This is a genomic window from Burkholderia orbicola, from assembly GCF_900100915.1.
Lineage (GTDB): Bacteria > Pseudomonadota > Gammaproteobacteria > Burkholderiales > Burkholderiaceae > Burkholderia > Burkholderia orbicola.
The window spans coordinates 2,642,927-2,657,151 of record NZ_FNKW01000001.1; the positions used below are offsets into that span (position 1 = coordinate 2,642,927).

Sequence of the window (14,225 nt, forward strand, 5' to 3'; positions counted from 1 at the left end):
CAGTGTCTCAGAAAAAACGGGCGTCAACGCCACCGGTCGCCGTGCCCGTCGCGAAAGCGGCTCGGCGCCGCGCCGAGTTCGCGCGTGAAGAACCGTGTGAACGCGCTCGTCGAACGGAAGCCGACGCGCACGCCGATCTCGCCGATCGGCAACTGCGTGTTGAGCAGCAGGTCGCGCGCCTCGCCGAGCCGTGCCTGCGCGACGAGCGCATGGAACCCGACCGCTTCGCGATGCAGCCGCCGGCGCAGCGTCCAGCGCGACATCGCGAAGCGCGTGCACACGTGCTGCATCAGCGTATCGGTCGGCACGTCGACGTCGTCGGACGTGCGCAGCCAGTCGCGCACGCATTGCTCGACCGACGAGCCGAACGTCGAGCGGGCGCGCACGCGTTCGCGCGCGGCGTCGGCCGCATGACGCTGGATACCGGCGAGCGGGGCGTTGTAGCGTTCGAACGGCGTGTCGACGTGCGCGGAGCGCAGCACGATGCGGTTGTGCGCGGCATCGAACGATACCGGCGCGCCGAGCATGTCGCGCAGCGCGGCAACGGGCGCGAACGCGCGGCCGGTGAATTCGGCATCGTCGATGCGCACGTGCGGGTCGTACAGACGCGCCAGCGCCGCGAGAATCGCGAGGTTCGCGAACGCGCTGCCCGCGTGCCGGCCGTCTCCTTCGTTCACGTACTCGAGCGCGATCGCGTCGTCGTTCTCGTGTGCGAAGACCCAGTCGACGTTGCCGATCAGCTCGCGATAGCGCAGGTAGCCGTGCAGCGCGTCGCGCAGCGTCGCCGCGTTGCAGGTGATGCCGGCGAGCTCGGGAAACGGCACGAGCCACGGCACGACCTCCGGCGGCGGGCGATGCCACGACAGCGGCCAGCCGCTCGTCTGCTGCATGGCGGCCACATGCCGGTCGCCCGCGATGCGGCGCGTGTCGTCGGCGAGCTCGGCCGGCCCGATGCCGAGCGTCTCGTAAAGCGGTGCGGGATCGATGCCGTTCGCACGCGCGTCTTCGCACAGCCAGCGGTAGATCCGGACGGATACCGATTTCTGTTGCAACTCCATGTCTGTCTCCCTGTCGTCATGCCGTTCGGGTTTGTCCCCGCTGCGAGAGGTCAACGCATGCTCCTGCCGGTCAAGCGTGGTGACCGGTTGATTTTTAGACTCGGACGCTGGAGTGAGGCGACAAGTACTACAACAGAACGATTCTGGAGGATCAATGAAAACTTCGCTGTTCCGGTGTTCGACGATTGCGTCCGCGTGCGCGCTCACGGTGCTGCTCGCATCGTGCGGCGGCGACGACATTCATGCCCCGACCGCGCCGGCCGACCCCGACGCGGCAGCCGACCAGCGCGCGGCCGCGCTCGTCGCGCAACTGACGACCGACGAGAAACTGCAACTCGTGCATGGCACGGGCATGCCGGCCCTCGACCTGGGCGGCCCGTTCCCGGCCGACGCGCTGAACGGCGCGAGCTACATCCCGGGCGTGCCGCGGCTCGGCATTCCGGCCGTCAGCAGTGCCGATTCGGCGGGCGGCGTGAACGTGAAGAATGCGCGCGTGACCGCGCTGCCGGCGCCGGTCGCGCTCGCGGCGACATGGGACCCGGCGCTCGCGGGCGCCTACGGCACGCGCATCGCGCTCGAACTGCGCGCGCTCGGCTTCGCGGAAGGGCTCGGCGGCGGCGTGAACCTCGCGCGCGAGCCGCGCAACGGCCGCACCTTCGAATACATGGGCGAGGACCCGGTGCTTGCGGGCACGCTGAGCGCCGCGCGCACGCAGGCCACGCAAGCGCAGAAGGTGATCGCGACGATCAAGCATTTCGCGTTCAACGACCAGGAAACCAACCGGATGACGGTCGATTCGGTCGTCGACGAGCGGACCATGCGCGAGGCCGAGTTGCTCGCATTCGAGATCGGCGTGAAGGACGGCCAGCCGGGCAACGTGATGTGCGCGTACAACAAGCTGAACGGCGTGTATGCGTGCGAGAACCCGTATTTGCTGACGACGGTGCTGAAGAACGAGTGGGGCTTCAAGGGCGTCGTGCAGTCGGACTGGGGCGCGACGCATTCGACGGTCGCCGCCGTGCAGGCCGGGCTCGACGAGGAACAGCCGGGCGCGGCCGACGACGGCAACGCGCCGCTCGGCTCGTACTTCAATTCGAAGCTGCGCGCGGCGCTGCAGGCCGGCAGCGTGTCGGCCGCGCGGCTGAACGACATGGTGCAGCGCAAGCTGCGCACGCTGATCCGCATCGGCGTGATGGACGCGCCGCCGAAGCCGGGCGGCACGATCGACGAAGCCGCCGGCAATGCCGATGCGCTCGCGATCGCACGGCAAGCGGCGGTGCTGCTGAAGAACGCGGCCGCGCCCGACGACTCGCAGCCGGTGCTGCCGCTGGCCGCCGGCACACTCAAGTCGGTCGTCGTGATCGGCGGGCATGCGGACGCGGGCGTGCTGTCGGGCGGCGGCTCGGGGGCGGTGCCGGCTATCGACGGCAATGCGGTGACGTCCTGCCAGCAGCCGGCAGACATGCTGTTCGGCGGATGCGCGACCTGGTACAAGTCCGCGCCGCTCGCGGCGATCCGCGCGAAGGCGCCGAATGCGTCGGTCAGCTATCTCGACGGGACCGACGCGAACGCCGCGGCCACCGCGGCCGCGCAGGCCGATGTCGCGATCGTGTTCGCCACGCAGTGGCAGACGGAAGGGCTCGACCTCGCGAGCCTGTCGCTGCCCGATGCGAAGGCGGACCCGTACAACCAGCAATACGACCAGAACGCGCTGATCGCCGCGGTCGCCGCGAAGGCGAAGCGCGTGATCGTCGTGCTCGAGAACGGCAGCCCGGTGCTGATGCCGTGGCTCGCGAACGTGCATGGCGTGCTGGACGTGTGGTATCCGGGCGCACAGGGCGGCCAGGCGATCGCCGACCTGCTGTTCGGCGACGCGAACCCGTCGGGCCGGCTGCCGCTGACGTTCCCGAAGCAGGAGGCCGACCTGCCGCAGCCGACGATCGATCCGTCGAATCTGCGGAACGTCTATGCGGAAGGGCTCGCGTACGGCTATCGCTGGTTCGACGCGAAGGCGATCGAGCCGCTGTTCCCGTTCGGCTACGGGCTGTCGTACACGACGTATGCGTTGTCGGCGATGTCCGCGCAGGCCGACGCAGCGGGTAACGTGACGGTCGGCGTGACGGTGACGAATACGGGCTCGCGCGCCGGTACGCACACGGTGCAGATCTACGCCGCGCTGCCCGCGTCGCTCGGCGAGCCGCCGAAGCGGCTCGTCGGCTGGACCAAGGTCGCGCTGCAGCCGGGCGAGGCGCGCACGGTCAGCATCGCGGTGCCGGCGCAGCGCTTCGCGGTGTGGGATGCGAGCGCGCACGCATGGCGGATCGGCGCGGGCAGCTACGGGCTGTCGGCGGCCGCGTCGTCGCGCGACCCGCAGGCGCTGTCGCAGACGGTGACGCTCGCCGCGCACTGAACTGGCGACGATCGTGCGGCATGCGGCGAGGCCCCTGCGTGGCTTCGCCGCCTGCGCGGTGCGCCGGACGACGCTAGCCGCTGTTGCGCCGGAACGGATCGTGTTCGCGCAGTTCGTCGACGTATGCGTGGATATGCTCGGTCTCGCGTTCGAGAAAGCGCGTGACCGCATCGGAAAACGCCGGATGCGCGAGCCAGTGCGCGGAGTGCGTGACGGTCGGCAGGAAACCGCGCGCGAGCTTGTGCTCGCCTTGCGCGCCGCCCTCGAAGGTGTCGAGCCCGGCCTCGATGCAGAACTCGAGCAACTGGTAGTAGGCCGTTTCGAAATGCAGGCAGGGCACGTGCTCGATCGCGCCCCAGTAGCGGCCGTACAGCGTGCCGCCGCCGTGTTCGCCGCGCCGGTACACGGCGAGCGCGCTCGCTATCGGTTTCCCGTCGGCTTCCGCGATCACGAGCAGCAGGTTCTCGGGCATCGTCGCGCCGATCGTGCGGAAGAAGTCGAGGTTCAGGTACGGGCTCGAATAGTGCTCGCGGTACGTTTGCTGATAGCAGCGCGAGAAGAAGCGCCAGTCGGCGTCGGTGATCTGGTCGCCGGTGAGCCGCCGGAACGTCACGCCCGCGTCGTGCACCTTGCGCCGTTCGGCGCGGATGTTCTTGCGCTTCTTCTGCTCGAGCGTGCCGAGGAAATCGTCGAAGTGGCGGTAGCCGTCGTTGAGCCAGTGAAACTGCACGCCTTCGCGCAGCATCATCCCCATCGATTCGAGCAGCCGCGCTTCGTCGCCGGTCGGGAACAGCACGTGCAGCGACGACACGTTGCTCTGCTCGGCGAACGCGAGCAGCGTGGCCGCGAGATGGCGGCGCGCGTCGTCGTCGGCCGCGAGCAGCCGCGTGCCCTGCACCGGCGTGAACGGCACCGCACACAGCAGCTTCGGGTAATAGGGCAGGTTGTTGCGCTGGTACGCGTCGGCCCACGCCCAGTCGAACACGTATTCGCCGTACGAATGCTGTTTCGCATAGACGGGCGCGGCGGCCGCGAGGCGGCCGGTGCGCTCATCGGTCAGCGTGACGAAGTGCGGGGACCAGCCGGTGTCGTCCACCGCGCAGCGCGCGACGTGCAGCGCGTCGAGGAATTCGTGGCGCAGGAACGGCGTGGGCTGCGCGTCGCGCGCGAGCAGCGCGTTCCATTCGTCGGCCGGCACCTCGGCGGGGGACGACAGGATGCCCGTGCGATAATCGATGCGTTCGTGTTTCAAGCGTGAATCCGTACCGTTGGATGTTGCCGGATGCGGGCCGCCGTGGCCCGCATCCGGGTCGATTTCGTCAGCCGTTCAAGGCGCGCCGCCGGGTTGCGCCGCTCCCGCCATGAAGACCCGACTCGCTCTCGCCCAGATCAACGTCACCGTCGGCGATTTCGCCGGCAACGTCGCGCGGATCGTCGCGGCCGCACGCGCCGCGCACAACGATGGTGCGCAACTGATGGTCGCACCCGAACTCGCGCTGTCCGGCTATCCACCCGAAGACCTGCTGCTGCGGCCTGCGTTCTACGCGGCCGCCGCCGCCGCACTCGATGCGCTCGCCGACGCGCTGAAGGCGTTCGACGGGCTCGCGGTGTTGGTCGGCCATCCGTTGCGCGGTCCGGGCAGCGGGGCCGGCGACGATGCGCGCGCGTCAGCCGTCGATGGTAATGCAAACCGCCCGATCGAGCGCGGCGTGCCGCCCACCGACACCTTCAACGCGGTATCGCTGATCGTCGGCGGCGAGATCGTCGGCACCTACCGCAAGCAGGATCTGCCGAACGCCGAGGTGTTCGACGAGAAGCGCTACTTCGCGACCGACACCGAGCCGCTCGTGTTCGAGCTGAACGGCGTGAAATACGGCGTGATCATTTGCGAGGACGCGTGGCATGCATCGGCCGCGCAGATCGCGAAGGCGGCCGGCGCGCAGGTGCTGCTGATCCCGAACGGCTCGCCGTATCACCTGAACAAGGAAGCGGTGCGCATCGACATCCTGCGCGCGCGGATTCGCGAGACCGGGCTGCCGATGGTGTACGTGAACCTCGTCGGCGGCCAGGACGAACTCGTGTTCGACGGCGGGTCGTTCGTGCTCGACGGCGAGGGCGCGCTCGTCGCGAAGATGCCGCAGTTCGACGAAGGGCACGCGATCGTCGAATTCGACGGCGCGCGGCCGCTGCCCGGCGCGATCGCGCCCGAGCTGTCCACGGACGCGCAGGTGTACCGCGCGCTCGTGACCGGCGTGCGCGACTACATCGGCAAGAACGGTTTCCCCGGCGTGCTGATCGGGCTGTCGGGCGGCGTCGATTCGGCGCTGGTGCTGGCCGTCGCATGCGACGCGCTCGGGCCCGAGCGCGTGCGCGCGGTGATGATGCCGTCGCGCTTCACGGCCGACATCTCGACCACCGACGCGGCGGAGATGGCGCGGCGCGTCGGCGTGCGCTACGACGAGATCGCGATCGCGCCGATGTTCGATGCGTTCCGCGCCGCGCTGGCGGGCGAATTCGCCGGCCGCGCGGAAGACGCGACGGAGGAGAACATCCAGGCGCGTATCCGCGGCACGCTGCTGATGGCGCTGTCGAACAAGTTCGGCTCGATCGTGCTGACGACCGGCAACAAGAGCGAGATGGCGGTCGGCTATTGCACGTTGTACGGCGACATGGCCGGCGGTTTCGCGGTGATCAAGGACATCGCGAAGACGCTCGTGTACCGGCTGTGCCGCTATCGCAACGCAACGACCGACTACGCGCTGCGCGACGTGATTCCCGAGCGAATCCTGACGCGCGCGCCGTCGGCCGAGCTGCGCGAGAACCAGACCGACCAGGACAGCCTGCCGCCATACGACGTGCTCGACGCGATCATGCGGATGTACATGGAAGAAGACCGGCCGCTCGCCGAGATCGTCGCGGCCGGCTACGCGCAGGCCGACGTCGAGCGCGTGACGCGGCTCATCAAGATCAACGAATACAAGCGCCGCCAGGCGCCGATCGGCATCCGCGTCACGCATCGCGCATTCGGGCGCGACTGGCGCTACCCGATCACGTCACGCTTCACCGAACGGCTCGATTGAGCGGTGCTGGGCCGGAGGCGGCCCGCCGGCTTACAATCGGGAACGCGATTTTTCATCCAAATGAGCATTGAGGGACAACCATCATGAAACGCATCACCGCCATCATCAAGCCGTTCAAGCTGGACGAAGTCCGCGAAGCGCTCGCCGAAGTGGGGCTCACGGGCCTGACCGTGACGGAAGTGAAGGGCTTCGGCCGCCAGAAGGGTCATACCGAGCTGTATCGCGGCGCGGAATACGTCGTCGACTTCCTGCCGAAAATGAAGATCGAGGTGGTCGTCGCGGAAGCGCAGGTCGATCAGGTGATCGACGCGGTGATCGGTGCGGCGCGCACCGGCAAGATCGGCGACGGCAAGATCTTCGTGTCGGACGTCGAGCGCGTGATCCGCATCCGTACCGGCGAAGAGAACGAAGCGGCCGTCTGAGCGCCGCGTCCGCGCCATTCGATTAACTTCCCGGCCGCTTCGGCCGATCGGGCCACGGGTCGTACGAACCCGACGCCCAAGAAAAAACGGTGCGGATACCCGGTTGGGTACCGCACCGATACGCGCCTCTCGCAGCAGCGTGGAAAGTGTTGTCGAATCGTTCTTTGACGGCGCCTGATCAGAACAGGTGCTGGATACCGGCGTAGACGCCGGTCTGGCTGCCGCCCTGATGCGGGTTGCCCGTCGAGACGGCCGTACCGGCGCCGTTCGCGTTCAGGCCGAAGTTGGCCGACGAGCTGTTGCGCACCGTCGCGACCTGCAGGTCGAACAGCGTGCGCTTCGAGATGTTGTACGAGCCGCCGACCGTGTAGATGTTCGCGTTGCCGCCGCCGTGGTTCGCGTTCACGTGATACACGGCCGCGATCAGCGCCGCTGCCGGCGTGGCCTGCCACGTCACGCCGCCCCACACCTGTTGCGTACCCGTCACGCCGGCGTTCACTGCCGGGCCACCGCTGCCGTCGGCGCGCGATGCCTGGTAGGCCGCCTGAACCTTGAACTGGCCGAGGAACACGTTCACGCCCGCGAAGTATTCACGCGAGTAGTTGAACACGTCCGAGAAGCGGCCGTTGCTGTCGCGCGTTTCGTCGTAGATGCCGCGCAACTGGAACAGCGAGTTCGTGTAGGTGACCTGACCGCCCATTGCACGGCCCGGTTGGCCGGCCGTCGTGTTGCCGTTGAAGCTGGTCGAGTTCGAGAACGAGAACTGGCCGTAGAAGTCGAGGCCGTAGAGCGACGGCGACTGGTACGACACGTTGTTGCTGGTCTTGTTCCAGTTGCGGCCGCGCACCAGCGAGGCCGTCGACCAGGCCGACTGACCGAACGGGTCGAAGTCCCACACGCCGTTGGCGATCGCGAGCTCGCGACCCAACAGCAGCGTACCGTAGCGGTCGTTCGAGATACCGACGGTCGCGAAACGATCCCAGATCGAGCCGCTGAAGCCGCCCGTCATCGTGTTGAACGCGCCTTCGAGGTGGAACAGGATCTTGTTGCCGCCGCCGATGTCCTCGCTACCCTTCAAGCCCCACAGGCTCGTGCCCCAGTCGCCGCTTTCCGCGCGCACTTGGTGGCCGTTTTGCAGGCCGTTCATGTACTCGATGCCTGCATCCAGGCGGCCATACAGCGTGACGCTGCTCTGCGCGTGCGCCGTCACCACCCCAGCAGCCATCAGCGCGGCCGCGACCAAAGCTTTCTTCATCATCTCCTCCATACCCTGTCAAAAAGTCAACCCAGACTGCACGAGATGCCCGGAGCGCGAGCGCCGGGCAAAAGCGGGATAACCAGGGAGACCTCGTGCAGGGCCGGTAAGCGCGGCACGCGGGCAAGCAGACGGAAAACCGTTGAGCGGTCCCGCGCAGCCGGGTCGGCCTGCGGGGTCTCCTTGTTGTGTCGTGAAGCTAAACTACATTTCACGAACTTCGTTTTGCTACTTTGGTTACTAATTTAGCAAAAATACAATTTTGTGGCGACGGAAATCGTTGTTTGACTAACCGCTGTCGCCAAATTGCCATGCAACACGGTGTGCAACGGGTGTCCCTAGGGTTCCTGATTACCGGAAAACCCTTGTCCCGCAAGGGAGACATGGATTCCGCGGGTGTGGGTCAAGGATTGCCACTATTGACGTCGCCGGGGCGCCGGCGTAAGCGTGAAAGTCGCGAAATTGGTAAGTATTTCGTAATGATTCGGGCGATTGCCGACAGCGCCGATCAACGCGTGAAACCCCCGTCCCGCAACGCGCTGCCCAGGGCCTGTTCCCGCTAATAACGGGCTTGCGCTGGCCCCCAGAAGGGCCGAGCGCAAGGATTGCGACGAAGCGAATACTCGACGTATTCGCGAGGAGCATGACGCGGCGATCGGCCCTTCTGGGGGCCAGCCCCACGAATGAATTTTTCCAAACAGGGGAACGTGCCTTTCCGCCCGCATGGCGGCGTCGTTCGTCGTTGCAATAGCTACGGCTATTGCGCCTCCTCTCTTCTTGCCCTGCGGGCGGAAAGGCACGTTCGCAAGCCCGTTATTAGCGGGAACAGGCCCTAGTCTGAGCTCGGCCGTGCGGCGAGCAACTGGGCGCGAATCCAGCGGTGCGCATCGGTGCGCGCATGCTTCGCGTGCGAGTAGACCTTCACCGTGTAGCGCGGGATCTCGAACGGCGCGGGGAAGATGCGGATCGGCGCCGCATGCCGCAGCGCCTGCGCGGCGCGGTTCGGCACCGTCATCAGGAGTGCCGACTCCGCGATCACGAACGGCGCGACCAGCACGGTCGGCAACTGCACGGCCACCTGCCGCGCGAGACCGAGCCGGTCGAGCACGTAGTCGACGACACCGCGCGACTCGTTCCATGGCGTGACGACCACGTGGCGGGCCGCCAGGTACTGGTCGAGCGTCAGCCGCCGCCGGATGTCCGGATGCGCGGCGCTCGCGATCACGACGTAGTCGTCGGAGAACCAGTCGAAATCCTCGATGCCCGGCGCGTCGGCCGCCGATTCCTCGTGGTAGCCGAGCGCGAAGTCGATGCGGCCCGCCGCGAGCTCGTCGACGGAAATCTTGCGGTCCGAATGGACGACGCGGACCCGCAGGTGCGGCGCCACGTGCTGGATGCGGGCGAGGAACGCCGGCAGCACCGCGAACGCCGTGTAGTCGGTCGCGGCGAACACGAACGTGCGGTCGCTTTGAGCAGGATCGAAGCGGCGCGCGCGGGCGAGCCCTTTCGACATCGCGTCGAGCGCGTCGCCGGCCCAGGTGGCGATGTCGTCGGCGCGCACGGTCGGCTGCATCTCGTTGCCGAGGCGCACGAACAGCGCATCGCCGATCGCGTCGCGCAGCCGGGCGAGCGCGTGGCTCAACGCCGACGGGCTCAACGCGAGCTCGTGCGCGGCCGCCGCGACCGACCGATGGCGGTACAACGCGTCGAATACGAGCAGCAGGTTCAGGTCGAGGCGGCGCAGATCGGGATGCATCATGTTCAGGTCCGGATGAAGAAACTGCACTTCCTGCAGGCGTGGCATGAACGTAGCATGATGGTTCGAACGGCGCCAGCGCGGGCGCGCGGCACCGTTTTCCCGCTGTTTTCCGTTTCACATCCGGGCCGGAGGAGGGCTCAACCCGTGCAAATCGATATCCGTTCCGCCACCGTCGCCGACGTGCCGCTGATCCTGCGCTTCATCACCGAACTGGCCGTCTACGAGAAGGCGGAGCACGAAGTCGTCGCGACGCCCGAATCGCTCGAACGCAGCCTGTTCGGCGAAGGCTCGCCGGCGCGTGCGCTGATGTGCGAGGTCGACGGCGAGCCGGCCGGCTTCGCCGTGTATTTCTTCTCGTATTCGACGTGGCTCGCGCGGCAGGGGCTGTATCTGGAGGATCTGTACGTATCGCCGCGTTTTCGCGGTGCGGGCGCGGGGCTGCGGCTGCTGAAGGCGCTCGCGCGGATCGCGGTCGACTCGGGCTGCGGGCGTTTCGAATGGAGCGTGCTCGACTGGAACGAGCCGGCGATCCGCTTCTACGAAAGCGTCGGCGCGGCGCCGCAGAGCGAATGGGTGCGTTACCGGCTGGCGGGCGACGAACTGCGCGCGTTCGCCGACGGCGCGCCGGTGAGCGCCGCGTAAACGCAAAACGGGCGCCGCGCGGCGAACCGCGGGCGCCCGTTCGGGCGTGGCGCGTGGCGGGCGTTACTTGAGGCTGCCCGACAGGAACGCGCGCAGGCGGTCGCTCTTCGGGTTCGCGAGCACCTCGGACGGCACGCCCTGTTCCTCGACGCGCCCCTGGTGCAGGAACATCACGTGGTTCGACACGTTGCGCGCGAAGCCCATCTCGTGCGTGACGACGATCATCGTGCGGCCTTCCTCGGCGAGCTTCTGCATCACTTTCAGCACTTCGCCCACCAGCTCCGGGTCGAGCGCCGAGGTCGGCTCGTCGAACAGCATCACGTCCGGATGCATCGCCAGCGCCCGCGCGATCGCCACGCGCTGCTGCTGGCCGCCCGACAGATGCGACGGATATTGCTTCTCGACGCGCGGTGCGAGGCCGACCTTCTCGAGATACTCGCGCGCACGGTCCTCGGCTTCCTTCTTCGGGATGCCGAGCACGTTCACCGGCGCTTCCATCACGTTCTCGATCACGTTCATGTGCGACCAGAGATTGAAGTGCTGGAACACCATCGACAGCTTGGTGCGCACGCGCTGCAGCTGCTTCGAATCGGCCGCGCGCAGCGCGCCCGTCTTGTCGAGCGCGGTGCGCACTTCCTCGCCGTCGACGAAGATGCGGCCCGCGTTCGGCTGTTCGAGGAAGTTGATACAGCGCAGCATCGTGCTCTTGCCGGAGCCGGACGAGCCGATCACGCTGATCACGTCGCCCGAGTTCGCCCTCAGCGACACGCCTTTGAGCACCTCGTTGTCGCCGTACCGCTTGTGGAGATCGTCGACGAAAAGCTTCTGGGTCTGGGAGTTCATCAATAGTCCTGCGAAAACTTACTTGCCTTGCGGGCGCAGATACGCGAGCCAGCGACGCTCGGCCTGGCGGAACAGCCACACGAGCGTGAACGAGATCACGAGGTAGAGCAGGGCGGCGATGCCGAACGCGTGGAACGACATGTAGGTCGCCGAGTTCACGTCGCGCGCGATCTTCAGGATGTCGGGCACGGTCGCGGTGAAGGCCACCGTCGTCGCGTGCAGCATCAGGATCACTTCGTTGCTGTACAGCGGCAGCGCGCGGCGCAGCGCCGATGGCAGGATCACGCGGCGATACATCGTGAACGGCGACATCCCGTACGCGCGCGCGGCTTCGATCTCGCCGTAGGACGTCGCCTTGATCGCGCCCGCGAAGATTTCGGTGGTGTACGCGCAGGTGTTCAGCGTGAACGCGAGCAGCGTGCAGTGCATCCCGTCGCGGAAGAACGCATCGAGCATCGGCGTGCCGCGCACGGCCTGCAGGCTGTAGAGGCCCGTGTAGCAGAGCAGCAGCTGCACGTAGAGCGGCGTGCCGCGGAACACGTACGTGTACAGCCATACCGCGCCCGACAGCCACTTCCGCTTCGACACGCGCGCGACGGCGAGCGGCACCGACAGGCAGAAGCCGAGGCCGATCGACACGACGAGCAGCCACAGCGTGATCGCGACACCGGTGATGCGATAGCCGTCGGTGTAGAGATAGTTGCGCCAGTATTCTTGGATGAGTTCGATCATAGGTCAGCCTTGCGGACACCGGTCGAGTAGCGCTTTTCGAGCCACATCAGCACGAAGTTCGAGATCGTCGTGATGGCGAGGTAGACCGCTCCCGCGATCAGCGTGAAGAAGAAGAACCGCAGCGTGCCCTTGCCGGCGTCCTGCGACGCCTTCACGACGTCGGCCAGGCCGATGATCGACACGAGCGCGGTCGACTTCACGAGCACCTGCCAGTTGTTGCCGATGCCCGGCAGCGCGAAGCGCATCATCTGCGGGAACATGATCCGCGTGAACACCTGCCAGTTCGTCATCCCGTAGGCGCTGCCGGCCTCGAGCTGGCCGCGCGGCACCGACAGGAACGCGCCGCGGAACGTCTCGGTGAAGTACGCGCCGTAGATGAAGCCGAGCACGAGCACGCCGGCGAGGAACGGGTCGATGTCGATCTGGTCCCAGCCGAGCGCGTCGGTCGCCATGTTCAGCCAGATCTGCAGGCTGTAGAACAGCAGCAGCATCAGCACGAGATCGGGTACGCCGCGGATCAGCGTCGTGTAGACGGTGCCGACGCCGTTCGTCACGCGGTTGCGCGACAGCTTCGCGCCGGCGCCGAGCAGCCCCAGCAGGAACGACAGCGCAAGCGAAAGTACCGCCAGTTTGACGGTTTGCCAGGTGCCGGCGAGGATCAGCGGGCCGTAGCCTTGTAGAAACATATGTGGTCCCTGGTGTGGTCCCTGACGGTGCACGTCGTGCGCCGCGAAAGACGCGCCCGCCAAGCTGCGCGGAACGCCCCGTGCGTATCATGACCGTCCGCCCCGGCAACGGTGCCGGGCGAGCCCGTCGCGCGAACGGCGGGCAAGGGGGCGGGCGGCGCGTGGTTGACTGCCTGTACTGCCCGGACGCGGGGCCGCCCCCGCATCCGCTGCTGCTTGTCGACGTTCAGCGGGCCGGCGCAGAGTAGACGCTGAACGAGAAGTACTTGTGCGACAGCCGGTCGTACGTGCCGTCCTTGTGCATGTCGGCCAGCGCCTGGTTGATTTTCAGCTTCAGGTCGGTATCTTCCTTGCGCAGGCCGATCGCGGTGCCGTCGCCGATCGTCTTCGGATCCTTCACTTCCGGCCCGGCGAACGCGAAGCCCTTGCCGCGCGGCGTGCGCAGGAAGCCGTAGTCGGCCTGCAGTTCATCCTGCAGCGTCGCGTCGAGGCGGCCCGTGCCGAGATCGGCATAGACCTGGTCCTGGTTCTGGTAAGGAACGATCGTCACGCCCTGCGGTTCCCAGTACGCCTTCGCGTAGGTTTCCTGCGTGGAGCCCTGCTCGACGCCGACGCGCTTGCCCTTGAGCGACGCGACCGTCGGCAGCAGCGGCGAGCCGGTTTTCGCGATCATCCGCGCGGGCGCGTCGTACACCTTGTCGGAGAAGTCGATCTGCTCGCGACGCTTGTCCGTCACGGTCAGCGACGACACGATGACGTCGTACTTCTTCGCCTTCAGCGCCGGGATGATCCCGTCGAGATCCTGCGCCACCCACACGCACTTCACGTTGATCCGCTTGCAGATTTCCTTGGTGAGATCGACGTCGAAACCGACGATCTCGCCGCTCGGCGCGGTCGACTCGAACGGCGGGTAGCTGGCATCGACGCCGATCCGCACGGTCTTCCACTCCTTCGCGAAGGCGCTGCCCGCCACGAGGGCGAGGGCGGCGCACAGGGCGGCCTTCTTCATTTCCATCCTTCTGTTGCTGACTTTCCGGGGGCGCTCGCGGCCGGTCGAACCGGGCGCCGCGGCGTATTCTAGACGGCCAAAAATCGCCGATCGGCGCTCTGGCGTTGGCGGCCGCCGGAAGGGCGAACGCCAAAAGGGCGGTATTTTACCCGAACGCGATACCCGGAAAACGGCAATCCGGCGCGGTCGACCGATTCCTCGATTCGGCTGTTGCGGCAATCGAGGTATTCGCAACGAATATTTCGGCAATTGGGTGTGCGGGTGCAACGATGCGGTGCGCGGGCGGCGGATTGTGGCGCTGCCGGCCTCCCCTTACAGTGGAGGTAAAC

General features: G+C 67.0%; 12 protein-coding genes. 4 read left to right on the forward strand and 8 right to left on the reverse strand.

Translation table 11 applies throughout. From position 1 onward, the window contains the following. Nucleotides 1-23: 23 nt before the first annotated feature. Complete coding sequence (locus BLS50_RS12615; RefSeq protein WP_074802345.1) at nt 24-1,058, reverse strand: helix-turn-helix transcriptional regulator; 1,035 nt, start codon at nt 1,056-1,058, stop codon at nt 24-26. Nucleotides 1,059-1,212: 154 nt separating this feature from the next. Here BLS50_RS12615 and BLS50_RS12620 point away from each other — a divergent pair, with 154 nt between their 5' ends. Beyond that, on the forward strand, nt 1,213-3,468 hold the full coding sequence (locus BLS50_RS12620) for a glycoside hydrolase family 3 C-terminal domain-containing protein (RefSeq protein ID WP_074802346.1): 2,256 nt from the start codon (nt 1,213-1,215) through the stop codon (nt 3,466-3,468). Between the two features lie 73 nt (nt 3,469-3,541). Here BLS50_RS12620 and BLS50_RS12625 read toward each other — a convergent pair whose 3' ends face one another. Continuing rightward, nucleotides 3,542-4,720 (reverse strand): GNAT family N-acetyltransferase, encoded by a 1,179-nt coding sequence (locus tag BLS50_RS12625; protein WP_074802347.1) that lies wholly within the window; start codon nt 4,718-4,720, stop codon nt 3,542-3,544. Between the two features lie 109 nt (nt 4,721-4,829). Here BLS50_RS12625 and BLS50_RS12630 point away from each other — a divergent pair, with 109 nt between their 5' ends. Together BLS50_RS12630 and BLS50_RS12635 are read left to right on the forward strand one after the other, a co-directional pair. Further along, nucleotides 4,830-6,548: an NAD+ synthase gene (locus BLS50_RS12630; RefSeq protein ID WP_069232987.1), complete on the forward strand. Its 1,719-nt coding sequence runs from the start codon at nt 4,830-4,832 to the stop codon at nt 6,546-6,548. Nucleotides 6,549-6,631: 83 nt separating this feature from the next. After that, complete coding sequence (locus BLS50_RS12635; protein WP_006398637.1) at nt 6,632-6,970, forward strand: P-II family nitrogen regulator; 339 nt, start codon at nt 6,632-6,634, stop codon at nt 6,968-6,970. A 178-nt stretch (nt 6,971-7,148) separates the two neighbouring features. Here BLS50_RS12635 and BLS50_RS12640 read toward each other — a convergent pair whose 3' ends face one another. Next, a complete protein-coding gene (locus tag BLS50_RS12640; protein WP_027813490.1) occupies nt 7,149-8,228 on the reverse strand; it encodes a porin in 1,080 nt (359 codons plus the stop codon). Between the two features lie 829 nt (nt 8,229-9,057). Beyond that, nucleotides 9,058-10,029 carry a LysR family transcriptional regulator gene (locus BLS50_RS12645; RefSeq protein ID WP_256333997.1) on the reverse strand — a complete coding sequence of 324 codons (972 nt, stop codon included), beginning with the start codon at nt 10,027-10,029 and terminating at the stop codon, nt 9,058-9,060. Nucleotides 10,030-10,128: 99 nt separating this feature from the next. Between BLS50_RS12645 and BLS50_RS12650 the strand changes: the two genes are divergently transcribed. Further along, nucleotides 10,129-10,626, forward strand: a complete 498-nt coding sequence (locus tag BLS50_RS12650) for a GNAT family N-acetyltransferase (RefSeq protein ID WP_012328987.1) — start codon at nt 10,129-10,131, stop codon at nt 10,624-10,626. Nucleotides 10,627-10,689: 63 nt separating this feature from the next. Here BLS50_RS12650 and BLS50_RS12655 read toward each other — a convergent pair whose 3' ends face one another. From BLS50_RS12655 to BLS50_RS12670, 4 genes are all read right to left on the reverse strand, one after another. Beyond that, the gene (locus tag BLS50_RS12655) at nt 10,690-11,469 is read right to left on the reverse strand and encodes an ABC transporter ATP-binding protein (RefSeq protein WP_006478136.1); all 780 of its coding nucleotides are present in this window, start codon (nt 11,467-11,469) and stop codon (nt 10,690-10,692) included. Nucleotides 11,470-11,487: 18 nt separating this feature from the next. Then, nucleotides 11,488-12,201 (reverse strand): ABC transporter permease, encoded by a 714-nt coding sequence (locus tag BLS50_RS12660; RefSeq protein ID WP_011545931.1) that lies wholly within the window; start codon nt 12,199-12,201, stop codon nt 11,488-11,490. Continuing rightward, nucleotides 12,198-12,887 carry an ABC transporter permease gene (locus tag BLS50_RS12665; RefSeq protein ID WP_006489645.1) on the reverse strand — a complete coding sequence of 230 codons (690 nt, stop codon included), beginning with the start codon at nt 12,885-12,887 and terminating at the stop codon, nt 12,198-12,200. Before BLS50_RS12665 ends, BLS50_RS12660 begins: the two co-directional genes overlap by 4 nt. 226 nt (nt 12,888-13,113) lie before the next feature. Continuing rightward, the gene (locus tag BLS50_RS12670; RefSeq protein ID WP_074802803.1) at nt 13,114-13,896 is read right to left on the reverse strand and encodes an ABC transporter substrate-binding protein; all 783 of its coding nucleotides are present in this window, start codon (nt 13,894-13,896) and stop codon (nt 13,114-13,116) included. Nucleotides 13,897-14,225: the final 329 nt, after the last annotated feature.

Bases quoted from the DNA above. Each gene is read 5' to 3' on its own strand.
- BLS50_RS12615 (WP_074802345.1), bottom strand. From the start codon at position 1,058: ATGGAGTTGCAACAGAAATCGGTATCCGTCCGGATCTACCGCTGGCTG.
- BLS50_RS12620 (WP_074802346.1), top strand. From the start codon at position 1,213: ATGAAAACTTCGCTGTTCCGGTGTTCGACGATTGCGTCCGCGTGCGCG.
- BLS50_RS12630 (WP_069232987.1), top strand. From the start codon at position 4,830: ATGAAGACCCGACTCGCTCTCGCCCAGATCAACGTCACCGTCGGCGAT.
- BLS50_RS12635 (WP_006398637.1), top strand. From the start codon at position 6,632: ATGAAACGCATCACCGCCATCATCAAGCCGTTCAAGCTGGACGAAGTC.
- BLS50_RS12640 (WP_027813490.1), bottom strand. From the start codon at position 8,228: ATGATGAAGAAAGCTTTGGTCGCGGCCGCGCTGATGGCTGCTGGGGTG.
- BLS50_RS12645 (WP_256333997.1), bottom strand. From the start codon at position 10,029: ATGCCACGCCTGCAGGAAGTGCAGTTTCTTCATCCGGACCTGAACATG.
- BLS50_RS12655 (WP_006478136.1), bottom strand. From the start codon at position 11,469: ATGAACTCCCAGACCCAGAAGCTTTTCGTCGACGATCTCCACAAGCGG.
- BLS50_RS12660 (WP_011545931.1), bottom strand. From the start codon at position 12,201: ATGATCGAACTCATCCAAGAATACTGGCGCAACTATCTCTACACCGAC.
- BLS50_RS12665 (WP_006489645.1), bottom strand. From the start codon at position 12,887: ATGTTTCTACAAGGCTACGGCCCGCTGATCCTCGCCGGCACCTGGCAA.
- BLS50_RS12670 (WP_074802803.1), bottom strand. From the start codon at position 13,896: ATGAAGAAGGCCGCCCTGTGCGCCGCCCTCGCCCTCGTGGCGGGCAGC.